Raw genomic sequence first — 18,529 nt, 5'->3', positions numbered from 1 at the left:
GCTTGCCACGGCCTCGCGCGGCTGACGGTTGCTTGCTCACCCTGAAGAGAGGCGTCAATACATGGTCGATGAATTGGATCTGCGAACCTTCACGCCACATCCGCAACGCGACGCCGTGCTCGGCGAAGTGCACGCGCGCCCTTTTACGCGCCTTGTTTCGCCATTCAGCGTGATCCACTTGGCTTTTCTTGCGCAGGGTGAGGCGGCCACAAGCGATCGCTGCCGCTTTATCGATTTTTGCCTCGAGCGCAATCTTCCGCCACCTGAGCAATCGGCGAAACTTCATCAGATTGTCATCGGGCCCGCTATGCTACGCTGGGAGCAGCATTCGGAATTCACAACATTCACCTGGATCTGGAGTAACACAAATGCTTCCACCGCAGACCGATTTGACAAAGTTGATGGTACCGTCCGATCGCTGATCCGCGCGTTGCGTCAGACCGGACAGTTGCTGGTCGCGATCAGGCTAGAAGTGGAGCAGGACGCCTCGCCGACCAGGCGCGCCGAACAGGTTTTTGACAAGAACAGCCTGGCCATGGTTGCCACAAAGAGCGGCGCAGGCGTTGCCGCCTCAGACTTCCGCGTAGACGAAAAAGGCTTTACGAAAATCCTCGTCTGCGACCTCGGATTGACGTCGCACGATCTCGGAGCGCTGGTGCAACGGCTCCTGGAGATCGAGACCTACCGTCCACTGGCGCTGCTTGGCCTGTCGGCGGCCCTTGAGCTTGCACCTTCCGTTGATCGCATCGATCGCCGGCTTGTTGAGGCGCTCGAAAAAATGCAAAGCGGTGAGGGGCTGCAGTTCAACAACCATCTTCTTGCTGAGCTGACGGCGCTGGCCGCCTCCTTCGAAAAAGGCGCGACCGGCAGCCTGTTTCGCTTCGGCGCCAGCAGGGCCTACAACGAGCTGGTCCAATCGCGACTGTCCATCATTGAAGGCAACGATGTCTCGGGCTATCCAACCTGGTCGTCGTTTCTGGCGCGCCGCATGGCGCCCGCAATGCGAACCTGCGCGACCGTAGAGGATCGTCAGGCAGCTCTGTCGGTCAAGCTCGCGCGTGCCGCCGATCTGTTGCGAACCCGTGTCGACGTCGAAATCGAACGACAACATCGTGACCTGTTGCAGGCTATCAACGAGCGCGCGAGACAGCAACTTCGGCTGCAGTGCACGGTCGAAGGATTGTCGGTCGGGGCGATAGGATATTATGTGGTCAGCTTGTTTAGCTATCTTGCCAAGGGCGCGCATGACGTCGGACTGCGAGTAGAGCCCTCGTTCCTGACCGCAGCCTTCGTGCCGATCGCGGTCGGCGTGATCTGGCTCGTGAGTTACAATGTCCGAAAGCGACACCTCAAGCACGACAACGCGCCCTCCGTTGCTTGCGACTGAAGCTCCTTAAGGGAACCGGTGCGTCCATCCTGCGAAGCTCGCATGGTCGGTGAGACGCCGCCGCAAGATCGCAGCCGGCTCCTGCGCAAGGTAATGCCCCGCCCGGACTAACCGGGCGAGGCATTTTTGGATCCGGTCAGTCGCCGTTGCGACGGCCGGGGCGGGACCAGATCAGGCCACGAGACGCTGTTTACCTCGCTGGCCCAGGCCGGTCCATGTCGAAAGTGGCGAATACATGAATAGCTGCTTTGTGAGGAAGCGGTATCTCAAGCTGGTCCGCCAACTGGTTAACGCCGACATAAGCGCGAAGCGATATACCTTTGCGCGCGAGCCGCTGATGGCGTGGTGCGAGGACAACCACGTGGATTATCTGTTCGGGTTCGCCCGCAACACGCGGCTACTCGCCATGATCGCGGACGAACTGACGGCGGCCCAGGCTACGGCCGAGAGGACCGATCAACCCGCACGCCGCTTCAAGGACGTTCAGTGGAGCTTCAAAATGAACGCCTTCTGGGCGCCCGAAAACTTCGAGCCTTCATCGTTCTTCGCTCCTCCCGGCCTGGGAAATCGCGAAAAACTCTAACCAAAAATGGTCCGGTTCGCCGGCGGCCTCAGATCACGTCGGTGAGCTATTTAAGGCTCTTGATAACGAGCGTGCCAGGACTTTGCGGTTTTCTGGAGTGTTCATCATCGTCGCGTGATTGCCTGGAATCGGTGTGGTATCAATGGCCGCTGCACTCAAAACCCTGTCCCAGCCTCGCATCGGCGAGCTCATCTCTGGAGCTATTGAGCTCTTGTCTAGTCGTGCGCGACAACTTACGAAAGAATCCGTCGCGTAAAACTGATGTACCTCAATTGGCAGCGACGGAGCCCGATATAGCTGCAGCGCCCTTTGAAACTGCTCAATTCTCTCGTACATCAAAGCATCATTGTGATCCGGAGGTATAGCTCCTATTTGATGAGCCTTCTCAAGTAGTTGAGCAATTGAACTGTGCCGTGCAAAGCGCTTTAATAGTTTAAAGTGCTCGTCCTCAAGGGGTTCAAGAGTTTCCAGCACCACTTCGCATACCATCTGGGTGGGCGTCATGCCGGCTGGCTTTGCGGGTAGCCTAACATCAATGAACGCCATAAATGAGACAGTTTCATTGAGGCTCAGTAAGTGCTCGGCTATGGCGTAAGCCAATATTCCGCCTGATGAGTATCCAGCAAATCGATATGGACCCCGGGACCGTATCTCCCTGATCGCCGGAATGACTTGCGAGGCTATCGCTTCAAGAGTTGGTGAACAAACTTCACTGAAAGAAGGCCACGGTAGACCATAGATTGGACAGTCCGCGTCCATTTCCTCCACCAAGTTGAGGATATAGGAACAATCTCCTAAGCCTGTGGGAACAAAGAACAGCGGCGGCCCGGGGCGATCGGCGCTGGGCGACGATGCGGCGAGGCGCAATGTGTATCCGTCTGGTCTTTAGATGTAGATGTCGTCTAAATGACGTTGCAGTGAACGCCAATGCGCCCCGCGTGTCTGAACTCGGACACGGTGAACCAGCGAGACTTCACTGCCAGTATACGATCCTCAATCGCTATGATCGCCGCCACTCTAGAGATTGGTCTAAAGCAATGAGGAAGATGCATTTATCGAGCACGCACCTGCATCGATAGCCGAAACAAGAACGGTATGATGTTTGCCTCACCTGGGGGGACTCTTTCATCAACATGCTCATTCCTACCCTTCTCTAAGGACAGCGTCCGGAGGATTCAGCGCCAAACTCTGTTCGGAGAACTCTTTTGCTATCGCAAGGCGCTCGGCAGACGGGAAGTCGTAGTTGTCATTCGCCGGATTAAAGAGTTGGCGCAGCGCCCCTTCCATCCACAGCTCGCAGTGTTTGTCGACGCGCATCCCGAACAAATTGACTCGTAACCGGCAAACGGTCTGCAAGACGCGCACTTTTTCGAAGCAACGGATCCGCATGGAGCACGCGGAAGCTAAACTCACCCGGCATTAGGTGTTTAGTCCCGGCATCTGCTGGAGCGGATTGAGCTTGAATCGTTCTGGCTGGGATGTCCAGCATTTGCAGATGTATTCGTAGGGCGTGAGGCCCTTCAGGGTCTTCATCCGCCAGATAACCGCGCTCGACTAGAGCGATCGAACATGAATGAGGCGGTTGGCCTTACGGCGCGCGTGCGAGTACTTCCACTCGACCGAATGGCGCGGTGCGCCTGCGATAGCTCTCGACGTCCACCTCAACGATGGTGGGTTGGTGAACGAGGCGATCGATGGCGGCGAGCGTCATGGTGGGGTCGCCGAAACAAAAGTCCCCCTATTCGTAAGCGGGTCGTGTCTCACGTCACGATCACGGACCCGCATCATTTTCTGTTTGAGCACCGGCTGAAGTATCGAAGGAGCGTTCGGGCGCGGTCCAGCCTACGTCTCCTCCGGAGTGCAAAACCTGGACCCTAATTGAATCGGAAGTTCTTGGCCGTTCATGGGTGCTGGGACTATTGACGGAGGTAAGCGATTCAATGCAAGCCAGACGGCGATCCTTGAGAGTGTGTCGTCGCCGCTTTCAGCGGGCGGCCATGACGGCTGAATGCCGGAAGGAGCTGGCGCTCGTTGGCTCTACCGTTTCCGTGCGAATCAACCGTCAGAGTAGTAGCTTCAGCTTCAGAATATGGAAAAGACACAGCAGCGAGACGTCTCATAGCAAGCTGCAACAAGTTGAGCTGACGTATCAAGTCTCAGCCCAATCTATGTGAGCAAATTGTCGTTATCGCGCGCCGGGCCAGTCTGGTTCGTGGGCAGATGCGGCTTTATCTGAGCCCACCGCTTGTGGTTGAGCCAGAACAGCCCTTTGCGCATCGAAGTCTCCGCCGAATCAACTCGGTGCGAAGGAATCAGAGTTCGCTAATTAGGTACAGACCTAGGAGGCGCCGGCCGAACGATGGCTCATTACCCGGCACCGCTTTTCAAGGCGCTGGTCGGCATGCGGGGTCTGAGCCTAATTAGCGACTTCCCTTGCGCGCTGCCTGAATATCGAAAGGGTCTCCAGCCGACTGCCACTTTGCCTCCACTGAGAAGTTCTCAAAGCTGCCGAGGGCTGCACGAGCTGATGTTAGTCAGCGTTGGTGAAAGTAACAACTGACGAGCTGATCGTGCTCCACTTCACCCACCATCGACAAGCCGCCGATGTGCATAGATGTAGATGAGCGCATCCTGGCGAGCACTTTCGATAGGAGTGGCGGGCCCATGTCCGCCCTTGAAATCCTCATAGTAGAAATACGGCTGGCCAAGCGCACGCAGCCTGGCGGCTGCCTTGCGGCCGTGTGCTGGATGTACGATGTCGTCGTTAGTCGCGCTGAGAATGAACGGAGCCGGATAGGTTCTGCCTGGCACCAGCTTCTGATAAGGCGAGTAACGCTGGATCCATTCGCGTTGGTCGGGAATGGCGGGATCGCCATATTCACCCCTCCAGAGCGCGCCCAATGTCAGCTTGGTGAACCGAAGCATGTCGAACAACGGTACCCGCGCGATCGCTGCATTGAAGAGATCGGGGCGCCGGGTCAGCGCGGTTCCCACCAGCAGGCCTCCTTGGCTGGCGCCGACCACTCCCAGCCGCCGCGGACTTGTGACCTTCCGCCTGATCAGGTCCTCCGCAACTGCGATGAAGTCCTCCCATGTGCGCTGCTTCGACGCTCCCTGGGCAGCCTCGTGCCAGTGCGGCCCTAGCCCGCCGCCGCCGCGCAGGTTCGCGACGACATATGCGTTGCCCTGTTCGAGCCAGAGTCGTCCCATGACCCCATCATAGGACGGCAGGAGGGGATGCCCAAAGCCGCCATAGCCATAGAGAAGAGTAGGAATTGAACCGTCGAGACGGGCGTTACGGGGCCGCACCAAAAAGTAAGGAATACGCGTTCCGTCGCGCGAGGTCGCCTTGAGTTGCTCAACGACATGTCTAGACGCGTTGAAGCTTTCACGCGCGACCTTCAAGGAGTCAAGGTGTTCGGTCTCGGCGTCAAAGTACCAGAGTGACGTCGGCTTGAGGTAGTTGGAGACGGTGAACACTACTCGATCGGAAGTATCGGAAGCGGTTAACAGGCTGACATTCGCATTCTCTGGAAGTGGAATGGACGTGACCCGCCAAGTGCCGCGGTCGTACTTGTAGGTGAATGCCTTGCCCTGAAGATTGTCAAGGACTGTGAGTATCAACAAGCTCTTGCTGATGAGGAAGCCGCTGAGTTCCTGTCGAGGCCCGGGCTGAAAGACAAGCGAGGGCCTGGCATGCAGCGGATCCCGCTTCCATTCCGCCAAATCATACGAGATCATCGAGCCGCCCCTGAAGCCGGCGCCACCGAACGGCGCCCAATCTTCATCAAGGCCTTTATCAAGTTTAATGAGCAGGCGGCCACCGGTGATGCCGCCGATCTCCGCGCGCTTGGGCAGACGGAGCTTGATTGGTCCCTTGGGTCCCAGGAGTATATACTCCCGCTCATCGCAGCTCGTGTATCGTACGGCGCCGGTCGCATGGACCGCGCCCTCATTGTCTCGCAGCACGAATGGCTCAACCCTATAATCGGTCCGTTCGCCGCGAAAGACCTCGCGTGCTTGCGCGAGCGGCTGAGAGCGCTTGACCTCCTTCAAGACGAAGGGATGACCGGCACGTGTCATGGTCCCTTTGCCCCAATCTCGCGCAACCAGAATAGTGTCGCGGTCTACCCAGTCGACATCCTGCTTTCCCTCAGGGAGATTGAAGCCGGTTTTGACGAAGGCCTTCATATCTTGGTCAAACTCGCGTACAAATGCAGCTTCCCTTCCGCCATCGAAAAGTTTGACCAAGCACAGCCGCTCTTCGGGCTGTAGGCATCTGGTGTCTCCGTTAAAAACCCAATTCTTCTTCTCCTTCGCAGCTAACGCGTCCACGTCCAGAATAGTTTCCCATTGCGGCTCTTTGGTGCGATAGCTATCAAGCGTGGTACGACGCCAGACGCCGCGCACGTGCTTCTCGTCTCGGGTGAAATTGTCTAGGCCGCGCCATCCCAAGGAAACCTTCGGGATGTCGTCTCGGCCCTTCCTGATGGTGAGCGCGCCCTGGTGGAAGCGCCTATAGCGCCAATCCGATTGTAGGGTCACTAGTGTCTTACGGGTCTCTTTGCGAGCCCACCTCAATGCGCGCGGCGCCTTCCTCCTCTCAAGCCAAAGAAAAGGATCACCTGCCGACACGCTGGCCACTAAGGTATGGGGAAACGCCGAGGATAACATGTCATGGAGAGTGATGCGCGAGGAGGAGCGACTTATTTAGGGGCATGTCCTGGACTGGGTCGGCCGGCCAAGCTCTTGCGAACTGGACGGAAGCTACGAAGCGCTGGATTTGGTCTCAAAGAGTCACATGAGAGATCGCGTCTGCGACTTGCCTGAACTTTGCAAGAGGCAGGCCAATCAAAGCAGATGGAATCTCCAGCCGCCCGAGGCCGAGAAGCACCTGAACTTGGTTTCAAGCACGACAATCCCACCAACTTTGTCGGTATCGTCTCAAAAACGGCAGTCCCGGCCTTGTTGAGCACATAACCCGGAAGGCTCCTTGCAATTCAGTCGGCGATAGACTTCATCGAGACCGATATTGGGTCACGCCGGAATACAGACGGTCAGCAGTTCACGGAGCTTGTTTTGCGCGGCCACCTCGATTGAACCAGCTTGGTTTTGAAGCCGAACGGGCGCAGACTGGTCTAACCAATAGCGTTCTTGGTTAGGTTCATATGGTCCAGATTAAGGTGCCACACCGTGTCGGGCAGATGGGAGCGCGTCGGATCTATGAAGTGCTCAGGGATCAGATCCTAGGGCGCGTATACGGCTCGAATGGCTCGCTGCCCTCGTCCCGCGCTCTCGCCGAAGAGCTGGGAGTATCACGCGGGACGGTGACGGTCGCATACGAACAATTGGCGGCTGAGGGATTCATCGAGACCCGCCATGGCGCCCGCCCACGGGTCGCAAAGGCTGTCGTCGGGACCGGGCGCAAAGGCACGAAAGCACGGTCGTCTACACGCAAGGCACGAGTCTCGCGGTATGGTGAACGTTTGCGACAGGTCGTCGCACGCTCAACCGAGCAACCTCGTAATCTCGTTGCCGACTTTCGCTATGGTGATCTCTCACCTTTGGACTTTCCCGTACTAGCATGGAAGAGAGCCGTAACCGCTGCGATCACGCAGCGACCCCGAACCTTGACTTACGATGATCCACGTGGCTCGCTGCGCCTGCGGACGGCACTACAGGGCTATCTCTGGCGTTCGCGGACCGTACGATGCGAGATCGATCAGATCATCGTCGTCAACGGGTCACAGCAAGGGCTCGATTTGTGTGCTCGGCTGCTGCTTGACGCTGGAGATCGGTTCGTCATGGAAGATCCCGGCTACCCTATGGCGCGGCACATCCTCTCGGCGACCGGAGCTATTGCGGTGCCAATTCCGGTCGACGCAAACGGGCTGGACACGGCGAGGCTTGCAAGGGCCGAAGCTCGTCTCGCTTACGTAACGCCCTCGCACCAATTTCCACTTGGCGGTGTCATGCCGATCGGGCGGCGGCATCAGTTGCTCGCCTGGACCAAGAAGGTTGAGGCCTACGTGATCGAAGACGACTACGATAGCGAGTACCGCTACGACACGAAACCTGTGCTCCCGCTGCACGCTCTCGAAGAGAGCGAGCACGTCATCTGTCTTGGGACCGTCTCCAAGACACTCTCGCCTACCTTGAGGATCGGCTATGTCGTGGTGCCTCCTGAACTGCAGTTCGCGTTCAGCGCCGGCAAGCAGATCATGGACCGGCACACATCTCTCATCGAGCAAGAGGCACTAGCGACGATGCTCGATGCGGGCGCCTACGACAGCCATGTCAGGCGCATGCGGCGGCGCAACGACGAGCGCCGGCGAGCCCTGATCGAGGCATTGCGGCGGAGATTTGGCGACCGAGTCCGAATCGAAGGTGACGCTGCCGGCTTGCATCTGGTCGTTTGGTTCGACGATCTGCCCAAGAAGTCCGAAGCAGCATTGATCGAAGCAGCCCGCGCAAAGGGGGTTGGCATCTACCCCATCTCGCTCCTGTACGATCAACGTCAGCCGGACCGCCGGCGCGGACAAAACCTCGTCGGGCTCATCTTGGGTTATGCTGCGCTGGAGGCTCATCAGATTGAGCGTGGGTGCCAGCTCCTGGCGCAAGCGAGGGACCAGTTTCGTTCACGGTGATAACTGCGAAACAACTGGACCAGCGAAATCGTAACGAACTGGCCTTTCTAAACGTAGCAGGCTTGGGCTATTCCGGAGCGGAGAACGGAGAACCGCTATGTACGTGCCCCCCGCCTTCCGGGATGATAACATCGAGAACATCCGATCGACCATCAGCTCCGCACGCTTGGCGAACCTAATCACAGCCACGGCAGAAGGGCCGCTCGCAACACCACTTCCGCTATTCCTGGACCCGATGGAAGGCGAACGGGGAGTCCTGTACGGCCACCTCGCCAAGGCCAATCCGCAATGGCGCGCGGCTCCGATCGGCGAAGCCCTGGCCATTTTCATGGGTCCGGAAGCTTACGTGACCCCCTCATGGTACGCCACCAAGCAGGAAACCGAAAAGGTAGTGCCGACATGGAACTACATCGCCGTCCATGCTTACGGTCCGGTTGAGTTCTTCGAAGATAACGAACGTCTGCTTGATGTAGTTACCCGATTGACGAACATCCATGAGGGCTCACGGGTGACACCTTGGTCTGTCAGCGACGCTCCGGCAGACTTCATCGGCGCCCAGCTGCGTGGGATTGTCGGCATCCGCATTCCTGTCACCAAGTTCGAGGGCAAGCGCAAGATGAGCCAGAACCGTCCTCTTGCCGACCGTATCGGTGTCGTCACCGGCCTTGCTGCGAGCCAAGAACCGCGCGATCAGGAAGTCAGCATCATGGTCCCAACGCTGGCCTGAGCCACGACGCTTCAGACCGCAACGCCAGGCCGACCTGTGTTCGGGTACCAGTTCTTCATTTTTCCTGGCAGCGGCGATGCTCGTGGCCGGCACGCCGGGACCTCGCATCTTCTCTATCGTCGCGTGAACGCTTGCTGGCTGCAGGGGTGAAGGTTTGGCGTCGAGCTTGGGTCTAGGGTTTCGGTGGGCTTGTTCACGTACCGGCTCGCGCCGCCTGCCTCACCGGCCTCGTCATGGCGAGCGCGGACGCGTCAAAGCGGCCTGGTCTTATAATGCCAGCAATTGCACCTACACCACCCAAGGCGCCATCGGTGGCACGTCATCCTATGGCAGCGTACCAAGCTTCACCAAGCTCGCCAGCGCGAAATTCCTCTCAATCGTTGGGATCGCCGTATCTGGTAGATGCCAACGCGACGCTACACTGATGGACTCTACCCGTTGAAGATCGCCGCCAACTTTGGTGCGCGTTGACGAACGGACCGGCCGACCTCAGGGAAGGGTTCTCCAGCGACTTTGCGATACCGCGGAGCCTTCCGATCGCCGCGTCAAGCTCTTCGATCAGATCTTGCCGGTTTTCTTCTTTTCTCGCGTTCATGGTCTTCAATTGAGCGCTGACCTCCTCGCAATGCCTGGACGGCAACCTGGGGGCCTGCTTTTGATGGTCCTGGGAGTTGTCTTAAGCTCGAGCCGCGTGCTGCGACGTCGTGTTGGGCCAAGTAGCCGACGGGGCTGCACCAGCGGTATAATGCCCCAGCCGCAGGGCTGATTCGTGGCTAGGACCAGTCTACTCGCATCCATCGCTGGCGGATGCTCCCTCTCTAACATCGGCGGCACGCCTTGTTCGATTTAGCTTCCGCTCGGATCGGCGGCCTTCCTCAATCGCGCACGTGGTGGTGCTCGCAGCCGGTGGATGGTACCGCCTCCGATCTCGCAACCGCAGTTGACTTCAACAACGTCGAAGCCGGCGGGGTTATGACAGCAAACCTGCCACATGCTCCTCGTCGCCGACGGCGCTAAGGACATTCAGTTGAAGAGCCGCCCAGCATCGGGATGATGTTTCGCGGGGAGCGCCCGCGCGTTGAGCCTAACCCAAGACCAGAGACAAATCTGAACCAACGCCCTGGATTGACCAACAAATATTTTGAACCCGCGTTTTGCAAGCTCACGTCGATGTTTGGAGAGCGCTTGGCCCGAAGCTCTCAAGTGAAAGCTGATACGCCGCGATGCGGAACTTAGTTCGGGGCTGCTCAGCTGCCAGGCCGCCTGAGTGGAGTTGCTCATGAGTACTGAGCGAAATCCCGACGCTGTGATCCTGTTGTTCGCGATTGCCGTGATCGTCGCCGCCTTCGCGGCATTCGTCACGACGTTTGAGCGGGTTGGGAGCACCACAGCTGGGGGCGAGGCTCCCTCCCCGACCATGGGGCTGGGCAAGCCTCGCCTCTTGAGCGGGCACCCGGCCAATCAGTAAGGAAGTAAGCACCCCACCTGAACCGACAAAAGGTGTCCAACCTTGTGCTGCGGCATCAGACCCGCAACCTGGCCCAAGTCGACCGACTTTCGAACGAAGTGACCCGCAACGACGACCCCTCTGGTGTCAACGGGTCCTTCCACGTTTACACTGCCCTCTTTTTTAGCTTGTACGATCCTACCTCCGATTGCATACTCTTCCCGTTCTCGCCTGCATATTGTTTCAATAGTGATTGTTCGAGGCAGTAATGAGTAACCGAGGTCAAGTTTACAACTATTCGGCTATTCTGCGTCAACGGGTCGAGGGGCTTATCGCACTATTTGGCGAACTGCAGGCGCTCCGGCGACGCCTGCGAGCCGCTAACGCGAGAAGGATTGGTCGGCGTATCCAGAAGGCCGCGCGGAGAAGAGTTGTTCGGCGGTGATAGCTACCGTTCAATGCAACGATCGCCCGTCCCCGCTTCGACATTGATACGAAGCCGGGTCAGGTCGCTTCACGAGCAGCTGCCGTCTGCAGCCATTGGCCGGAACACCGAAGCATTGGAGCAACAGTTTCCCGGCACTTTGACCAGTGCGCGATTCTTAATTTGCGCCGCGTGGGCGACTCAGACCCGCTCTCTGTACGAAGCAGACAGAATGGGGCGGGGGAATGATTGTACGCGCGGCGGCCATTGTTGCGTTGCTGCTGATGCCGCTGGGGTCCGAAGCCTTCGCTTCGCGTCACCACAGGCCCACAACTCGCATATCTTGCAGCGAGGTCAGATATTACGTCGCGAAATATTCGGCACCGGTGGCATCGCAATCTCACCGCGTGCCGAAGCGAGCGGCTCGGGCTTAAGATGGAGAGCATCCCCAGCATCATCAGCAGTGCGCCGAACCAAGTTGCCGTCCGGCTCGCCGCTTGTGCTGAAGCGCGCTACACTGGGCAGGATACCTGACGCGCCGGTGTGACGGACGAGTCCAGGCGACGGTATAGCCGAGTGGCCACACGTACAAAGGTTCCGCGCGTCTGCGCTTACTTTGGCGCTGCTTTACACGAACATTCGACTAGGATGACAGGCTCCTTTGGGATGGGACTGTCATCATGCGGTACAGGGTGCTCGTGGTGGACAGCAGCAGGCGAGTGATATGCGCCGCGAAACTCGACTGCGTCGACGAGAAGGCTGCGAGATGTCGGGCCGAGCAAATGTATGGCGAGCACGACGTTGAGCTTTGGGAAGGGGATCGGCTCGTTGCCGTCTTCCCAAGTGCAACGTCGAATGAAGATCGAAGCGACCGCTTGTCCTGATTAGAGGGTCCGCCACGCCGCCGAGTTTGGGCGTGTACTCATTGCGCGGCCGAACGATGACGCCCGATTACCCAGAAAAGCGATCCAACCAATCTCGTAGTTGCGGTTAATGGCCGTCTCGGTCCAACTCTCGCAACAATCGATGCAGGAAGTCGCTGGCGTGGTTGTATTGTGCGCCGTCGTCCAGGATCTGATGAGCCAGTGGTGACATTATGTTGCCAACGGCCTCAGGGCCAATCAGCTCGGTCCGTGACGACCACAACTCCAGCAGCCCGTCCGGGATGTGGTCGCTCGATCCAAATAGCTTCAGGAGCCGGGCTTCGGCGACACCGTTATGATCATGGTGGGCCTTGGCCGCATAAAAGGCGAACAAGCTACGAAAGGCGTCACGGGAAACGGAAGGCTTAGCCATCGCAATGTCCCCCACAGAATCCTTCAAATGAATTTGCTTAATCCGGAGCTGAACGGAAGCTATTCCCTTCGAAATCCTCACACGAAGAAGATTCTACAACGGACCAGGAAAAAGCGGCAAGCCCTAATCCGTGTTAGATAGGACGTATTGACACCAGGCTTTGTTCGTCTTTTAGAAAAGTTGCCGTTGTTAGCGTGCGGTTCACACTCAACAAAACGTCTGCTTTCAGGGGACAGTGCTCTCGGCGGCTCCGCCGCGGTGTGCTGCTCAGCCGTCCGAAGCCGGCCGTCCCTGGCCCGTTCCCGCTTTCCGCCGGAATGCGCCTCCAGACGACCATGACCATTCCACCTAGCGCATAAGGCATCACGAAGGGAGGCCGACTCCAGCGCAGTCAGGTCCCGCAATACGAGGCAATGGTCTGAGGAAGCCAGAAGACCGTTCCAGAACTTTCGCAGACCAGGAAGAACAAGAATGCAGAAATCAGCAGGACTTTGCCGTCGGTTATTCCCTCCAACAAACGAGGCGGGACCATCGATCGGTCTGCGCGACTGCTCTTCGCCAGCAGCCTCCGCCAAGATGCGCTTCGCTTCGGGTCGAGGGCCTCCGAGAATGCGTTGCTGTCGCCGGTCAGGTTCATCATCTCCAGGTCGGCGGTGGTAAGTTCTCGAGACCAACCTGTCGCCCGCGCGAGACTCCAGCAATACTCAGGCTCATGGATCCAGGTCCTGGTCCTGGTCCTGGTCCTGGTCGGCCGATATACGCCGTGCAGCTTAACCGCTTACTTCACGCCGTCGACGATCCAGTTCCAGCCTTCCCGTTTTATTTCTTTGCCGAGGAATCGCGATAGCTTCCTCGCTCAGATAATACCAAGCCGTGGTGTCGGAATTGGCTCGGCCGTCGATCGTCGTTTCGGGAGCGGGCTTACTGTCGAGCTGCAGCATCAGGCCTGTTGGTTCGGCCGCAACGTGAACTGGTGCGTTCCTTGATTGGAGGCGCAGCGCTTCCCATGCGGAGGTGATGACGCCACAGCGCGATGCTCCGCGGCCCCCGCTTCAAACCCGCAGCTTTCCCGGAGGCGTTCGAGCGGTCGATGAGCGCTGCGCAGGTTATAGTCAACACCGACGAGCCGGGATCATCCGTGAGGCTCGCAGCGTAAGATCCTGGCCAGCGGAAAGCGAGTTGGGGGCCGTCCGTGAGGAGCGCACACACGAGATTGGGCCCGAGGGATCACGACAGCGCAGGGTGGACGCGAGCAAAGTCTTCCACAGATCACGGCTGTCAAAGCGGACCGGTTGCGGAAAACGTCGATGTGGATGATGCGATGGCCGATTTCCAGATATTCCCAGCACACCCATTTCGTGGACAGCTCGTCTTGTAAGCTGTAGGACTCGATCTGCTGGCTGTCGAGCTGCCAACGATGATGCTTGCACCTGGAATGAGTTGCCGCAACTCTCTCGCCGAAGCTGTTGGTATAGGAGTCGAGACCACAACGAAGTTGCCGAGAAGGCCGTTACAGTCCCTCGACGCACCCGAGATCACGAACTCAATCGAAGGATGGTGATCGCGGACGTGCCTGACCAGAGCATCATGCGTGCTCCAGTCGAGCGCGTATTCCGGCAGAACGATCCCGTTCGCAGGCTTTCGCTTACGACGCGCCTCTGCGAGCAGCCGATCGACGAAGAAGGATCACGTCACCCCTCTTCAGTGCTCCATTCCTCATCGGTGGCGCTCGGTGTGCCTCCCTCCGGGCGGAGCCACTTTTCTCGACGCGAAAACGTCCCCAACGATTCTTATTTCCCTTCTTGTCGCGATTCACTCGGCCGCGGAAGCAACCTGCAGGGATGGCGTAGGGAAAGGGCCCCAGGAGCAGATTGAGCCTGGTCTGATTGTTGCCGTAGTTCGCTTCGGGTTGGTGCCAGTACGCGTTCGTGTAGCCTATCGGCGGTAGGAGCGTCAGGTTATGACTGTGCGTCCGGATCGAGCAGCCCAACTCCGTTGTCCTGCCCTTTAAGGCTGCCGGTTATAGCCTATTGTTCTCGAAATGAGTGAAATCGGATGCCAATTCGGGCTCGGAGCAATGGCCACAGGCGGGCCCTGTTCGGTTTCGATGGAGCACGCCTCGGCACACGGAACGGCAACGATGATAGCGCCACTGGGAACATCGAGAGCGTCTGCCGGACTTGACGCAAATTGACCCGGACGAGCCAGGTTTTGGCGGCGAGAATGAAAAGTGTTCCCAGGACTGGCGCCCGGACTTGTGGCAGCTCCCGTGCGTGTCCAGTATGTGAGGGCCATATCAGGCGCGGCGAGTCCCAGGACGCGATCATGACGCATCGCATTGGTGGTTTCTGGACGCGGCCGCAAAGTTCGCTACGCTGGCAACCCCGCGTGCAGGCCACGATGAGAACTGCCAGATTGCAGGGATGCGCGCTTCTTTTGGAGCGATCTACCGAAGTCGGTCCGCACAAACGTTTGTATGTATTGGACAGGCGCTTCGAGCAGCTAAATTGAAAAGCCGAAAGAGGGCGCTGGCAGCGGAGAGGCTTCCTGGGCTTGACGACTTGTTCGCCCTCGTTTGGGACAAGGCAATGGCTTCCTTCGACCTCTCGGGTCGGAGATGATCTCGATGGGCACTTCAAATGAGTACTTTGATTCGCCTCCGCTACAACACAATGGCCGATGAAAGCCCGGGCGGCGAATGGAGATGGCGCGTGATCATGGAGAGAGATGGCGGATATGAGGAAGTTCTCGTAAAAGAACTCTCGATCAACGTGCCGTCATTCTCCCAGGCAGACGAGATGCCTGTTGTTGGGCGCAAGTACCATATTGCTTGCCACGGCACACTCACGGTGAAAGACGGTCTCGGTACCATCAGGTGAACCGAATGAGGTCGCCTCGCTTGGGCTGCGCCGGCCTGGCTCGTCCTCACGCTCTAGCCATCTGCCGTTGACTTAAACGGGCGACTGAAGCGATGATGCCGCCAGACGCCTCGTCCGGAAGGCTGGTTGAAGTTCTATTGGCCGCCTGTCCGGTTGCCGCCTTTGCCCCCCGTTTTTGTAAGCCTCACGCCCACTAGGATTGAGCGGGTTGAAATCACGCGCGTCCACTCTTTCGCATCGTCTGCTCACGGCTGCATCATATCAAGGGGCGTAATTCGCCAATCTTAACGCAGTCATGAAACGCCACAACGACTCGTAGCTGAATCCTTTAGCGAAGGGATAACCAAGGAGTGATCCGTTCGCTGCCTTCATAGTCTCAAATTGATCATCAATGCGTCTTTGGTGTTGTTGATCAAGCATCAAGAGGCCCCTGCGAACATTTCAAGCGATCACGCTTTTGGTTCGCGTAACATGGGAAAGAACGGTGGAGAACCGCCGACCTTGACTTCCGTCAAAACACTCCAACCTTGTTGAGCATAAAGTCGCATCGCGTGCGGACTGGTCGCCTCCAAGTGCACAGGTCTCTGCGCGGCATCTGAGATCTCGGTTGCGTGCCGAAGAAGATGTCCTGCGAGCCCTGATCGCTGATGTATGGGATCAATGGCTACCATAGTGACATACCAATGCGGCTGATGCGGATGGTACTTACCGAACGTTTCAAAAAGTCTTTCGGTTTCGGAACGCCAGTGCGCAGGAACGCTCTTTAGAAGGAATTCCATCATGCTGGTGTTGTCGCGCTTTTCGCCAGCTGTGTCCCATAAGATGGCCCCCTTGTCGCCGTCGTTAAGGTATGCGCCGCTCGAATATGGACTGCCGCAGTGATGCTTAATAAGTCCATTAAAATGCTGCAGGTACTCCCGCGGTTCAGGGTACAGCCACCTCAACAAAGGACACATCGTAAATGCGGTTGTTAGGATCGCAAGGACTCTCGAGTGGTCCTGAAGATCGATAGTCTTGATCGATAGTGCATCCCCATCGGCGGATTGCATAGTGCCTCCTTGCGCTGCCAGTGCCGAACTGTGGTCCTACCGATCTAGCGCTTTGAATGCACCGACCGCGTGGCCAAAAAACTGCGGTAGCAAAAGCCAGGCCAAAGAATTGTGCGGCTCGTCTTGCTTCTTGGAGTGGAATGTCGTCTTCGCGACAGGACGGGGACGCGGTTGCCGTCGGGGAGCTAGCGGTTGCGAAAGCGCTAGCCCGGGCTGGCTGATGCGCAACAGCCACCCGAAGGTAAATATCCGCACAACGTTGAGTGAGATGGTTCACTCTTCAGACGCTCGGCATTTACCCCGCGAGGCTTTCAATGATGCTTCGCTCTCCTGCCGCCGCGGAGCCCCGCGAACTGCCGGTGAGGTGCGGGAGCCGCGCCGCGGGATGATCCTGTTGAGCTGGGCGGATCGCTGGCCGGGCAGAACAGCCGCCGTAGCCGGCGATCCCTACGAATCTCTCCGACAGCCTTCTCGGCCCACAGGAACGCTCGGCCCATATCGTGTCAAAATCTCACGGCAAGCAATTCCCGAAGACGTGAAGCCACCTCGCGGGCGATTGCAGAGGGCGCTTAGCGATTCCACCGGACGTTGGTATGGAATTTGCTGTCTCCGCTCGCGCCGCCGCACGCGATTGCACCATCGCCACTGATGCCTACGCAACGCGCGCGATCGCAGTGCTCTGCATCAATTAAAGCGTAAGGTTTCTAACATGAAGGCGCTCGTCAAGGCTAAGTCTGAGCCCGGACTCTGTCTACGCGACGAACCCGTGCCCCTGATCGGACCGACTGATCTCTTGATCAGGGTCAAGAAGACCGGGATTAGCGGTACGGATATTCATATTTTCCGCTGGGACGAGTGGGCTCGTAAAACGGTGCCTGTGCCCATGGTGGTGGGCCACGAGTTCGCGGGCGAAAGAGTGATCTCGGCTCGGCCGTTCAAGGCCTTGCATGCGGCCAGCGTGTGACGGGAGAAGGCCATGTAATCGCAATGCACGGTCTGGCCTAGGCCGCCGGACCCGCATTTCTGAAGGCACGTAAATTGCTGGATAACGAGCAGGGGCTGGCGCAAAGAACGCAGGCCGCAGCGACTATCTCGGAATGCTAATGAGGCTGATCCGATTTATCTTGTTCCACCTGGCTTTGATGCTGCTTGCACCTGAACTTTCAGACGCAACGAGTGCTGCCGCTGGCGCAAGTCCTTCGAGCGTCAAAGCTGTGGCGACATTCGAGCAGAATGGTCCCCGAGAGGTGCTACCAAGCTTCAGGAATGGCGGCCCCTACGACAGCCAAACGACGCTAGCCGCACCCGGTCAACCGGCGCACAACCTCCAGCCCGTCAAGCTGCCTGGCAATTCCGCGGGGCTGGAACCCAGCCTTAGATGTATGATCCGCACGCCCCAACGCCCGACAGTCAATATCCTCGATGGCGCTGATAGGCTCAACCTCCCCCTTGTGACGTACGGGATGTGCAATCCTGCCGCCCCGCCTTTTAATCTCCTAGCTGCAGAGACGCCGCGCTCAAATACAGCTATCCCCCATGGGGTGCTGATTGTCGCCTTTCTGACTGTTCTTGTCGTTATTTTTGTAGAAGTAAACGGTCCAGGTGCGGGCACGTGAGGGAGCAGAGCTGGGTTATATCGCAGTCGGTGGCGACCCGCTCATTTGGACTCAACTGCACCGCCAAGAGCGAGCTCTGCCATGTCTTTAAGGCTTCGCTAGCTTGGCACGATTTTCTCCAAGCTTGACGGCACCCATCAGGACAGCCGCGGAGACGTCGCTCAAGGCGACCGATCAGAAGGACAGGGGCGAGACGACCATTCAACTCACCGATAGATCGCGTCCTACGACGGTCCGGTCCTGGCGCGCGTGCGTCACTCACGCTGCTTGATCGCAAATCGGCTATCCAGCGAAGGCGGCCTCACCGGGGCCCTCACCGGAGGAGTACTTTCTTACGGCCTTCCCTAAAGTTCTTTGGCCTTTCGCGTGATGCGCTCACCCGTTCGAAGCCGATAAAGGCAAGATCATTGTTGCAGCCTTTGTACGCGCGCATCCCAAGATCTGCTGGGGCGGTTCTGCGCGATACCCTCGTGC

The 18,529-nt window shown here is 58.1% G+C and carries 12 protein-coding genes and 3 pseudogenes; 7 read left to right on the top strand and 8 right to left on the bottom strand.

Annotation, left to right across the window (positions count from 1 at the left end):
- Positions 1-61 precede the first annotated feature (61 nt).
- Positions 62-1,387, top strand: a complete 1,326-nt coding sequence (locus tag ABIA40_RS02770) for a DUF3422 family protein (RefSeq protein WP_036008464.1) — start codon at positions 62-64, stop codon at positions 1,385-1,387.
- 235 nt (positions 1,388-1,622) lie between these two features.
- On the top strand, positions 1,623-1,970 hold the full coding sequence (locus ABIA40_RS02765; RefSeq protein WP_036008476.1) for a transposase: 348 nt from the start codon (positions 1,623-1,625) through the stop codon (positions 1,968-1,970).
- Between the two features lie 33 nt (positions 1,971-2,003).
- Here ABIA40_RS02765 and ABIA40_RS02760 read toward each other — a convergent pair whose 3' ends face one another.
- From ABIA40_RS02760 to ABIA40_RS02740, 5 genes and pseudogenes are all read right to left on the bottom strand, one after another.
- The gene (locus ABIA40_RS02760) at positions 2,004-2,837 is read right to left on the bottom strand and encodes a thioesterase domain-containing protein (RefSeq protein WP_404538942.1); all 834 of its coding nucleotides are present in this window, start codon (positions 2,835-2,837) and stop codon (positions 2,004-2,006) included.
- Between the two features lie 276 nt (positions 2,838-3,113).
- A complete protein-coding gene (locus ABIA40_RS02755) occupies positions 3,114-3,287 on the bottom strand; it encodes a hypothetical protein (protein WP_157785295.1) in 174 nt (57 codons plus the stop codon).
- A 102-nt stretch (positions 3,288-3,389) separates the two neighbouring features.
- A pseudogene (locus ABIA40_RS02750) lies at positions 3,390-3,506 on the bottom strand (IS481 family transposase); the annotation flags it as partial.
- A 91-nt stretch (positions 3,507-3,597) separates the two neighbouring features.
- Positions 3,598-3,696 (bottom strand): annotated as a pseudogene (locus tag ABIA40_RS02745) (ATP-binding protein); the annotation flags it as partial.
- Positions 3,697-4,550: 854 nt separating this feature from the next.
- On the bottom strand, positions 4,551-6,644 hold the full coding sequence (locus tag ABIA40_RS02740) for a prolyl oligopeptidase family protein (RefSeq protein ID WP_404538939.1): 2,094 nt from the start codon (positions 6,642-6,644) through the stop codon (positions 4,551-4,553).
- A gap of 494 nt (positions 6,645-7,138) precedes the next feature.
- Between ABIA40_RS02740 and ABIA40_RS02735 the strand changes: the two genes are divergently transcribed.
- From ABIA40_RS02735 to ABIA40_RS02725, 3 genes are all read left to right on the top strand, one after another.
- A complete protein-coding gene (locus tag ABIA40_RS02735) occupies positions 7,139-8,617 on the top strand; it encodes a PLP-dependent aminotransferase family protein (protein ID WP_404538936.1) in 1,479 nt (492 codons plus the stop codon).
- A gap of 97 nt (positions 8,618-8,714) precedes the next feature.
- The gene (locus tag ABIA40_RS02730) at positions 8,715-9,344 is read left to right on the top strand and encodes an FMN-binding negative transcriptional regulator (RefSeq protein WP_036015989.1); all 630 of its coding nucleotides are present in this window, start codon (positions 8,715-8,717) and stop codon (positions 9,342-9,344) included.
- Positions 9,345-10,623: 1,279 nt separating this feature from the next.
- Positions 10,624-10,812 carry a hypothetical protein gene (locus tag ABIA40_RS02725; RefSeq protein ID WP_404538933.1) on the top strand — a complete coding sequence of 63 codons (189 nt, stop codon included), beginning with the start codon at positions 10,624-10,626 and terminating at the stop codon, positions 10,810-10,812.
- Between the two features lie 1,393 nt (positions 10,813-12,205).
- On the opposite strand, the gene ABIA40_RS02720 is transcribed toward ABIA40_RS02725, so the two are convergent.
- Positions 12,206-12,511, bottom strand: coding sequence for a hypothetical protein (locus ABIA40_RS02720; RefSeq protein WP_036015997.1), 306 nt, complete (start codon positions 12,509-12,511; stop codon positions 12,206-12,208).
- A gap of 770 nt (positions 12,512-13,281) precedes the next feature.
- On the bottom strand, positions 13,282-13,452 hold the full coding sequence (locus ABIA40_RS02715) for a hypothetical protein (protein ID WP_210161159.1): 171 nt from the start codon (positions 13,450-13,452) through the stop codon (positions 13,282-13,284).
- 1,698 nt (positions 13,453-15,150) lie between these two features.
- Here ABIA40_RS02715 and ABIA40_RS02710 point away from each other — a divergent pair.
- Positions 15,151-15,390: a hypothetical protein gene (locus tag ABIA40_RS02710; protein WP_404538928.1), complete on the top strand. Its 240-nt coding sequence runs from the start codon at positions 15,151-15,153 to the stop codon at positions 15,388-15,390.
- A gap of 449 nt (positions 15,391-15,839) precedes the next feature.
- On the opposite strand, the gene ABIA40_RS02705 is transcribed toward ABIA40_RS02710, so the two are convergent.
- Positions 15,840-16,439: a GNAT family N-acetyltransferase gene (locus ABIA40_RS02705; protein ID WP_404538925.1), complete on the bottom strand. Its 600-nt coding sequence runs from the start codon at positions 16,437-16,439 to the stop codon at positions 15,840-15,842.
- Positions 16,440-17,148: 709 nt separating this feature from the next.
- On the opposite strand from ABIA40_RS02705, the pseudogene ABIA40_RS02700 reads away from it, so the two are divergent.
- A pseudogene (locus ABIA40_RS02700) lies at positions 17,149-17,432 on the top strand (alcohol dehydrogenase catalytic domain-containing protein); the annotation flags it as partial.
- Between the last annotated feature and the right edge of the window lie 1,097 nt (positions 17,433-18,529).

Origin of the sequence: Bradyrhizobium sp. USDA 223, assembly GCF_044909005.1 — a bacterium.
In the GTDB taxonomy this organism is placed as follows: Bacteria; Pseudomonadota; Alphaproteobacteria; order Rhizobiales; family Xanthobacteraceae; genus Bradyrhizobium; species Bradyrhizobium yuanmingense.
Note: the sequence above shows the minus strand (reverse complement) of the source record. Positions and strands in the feature narration are given on the sequence as shown.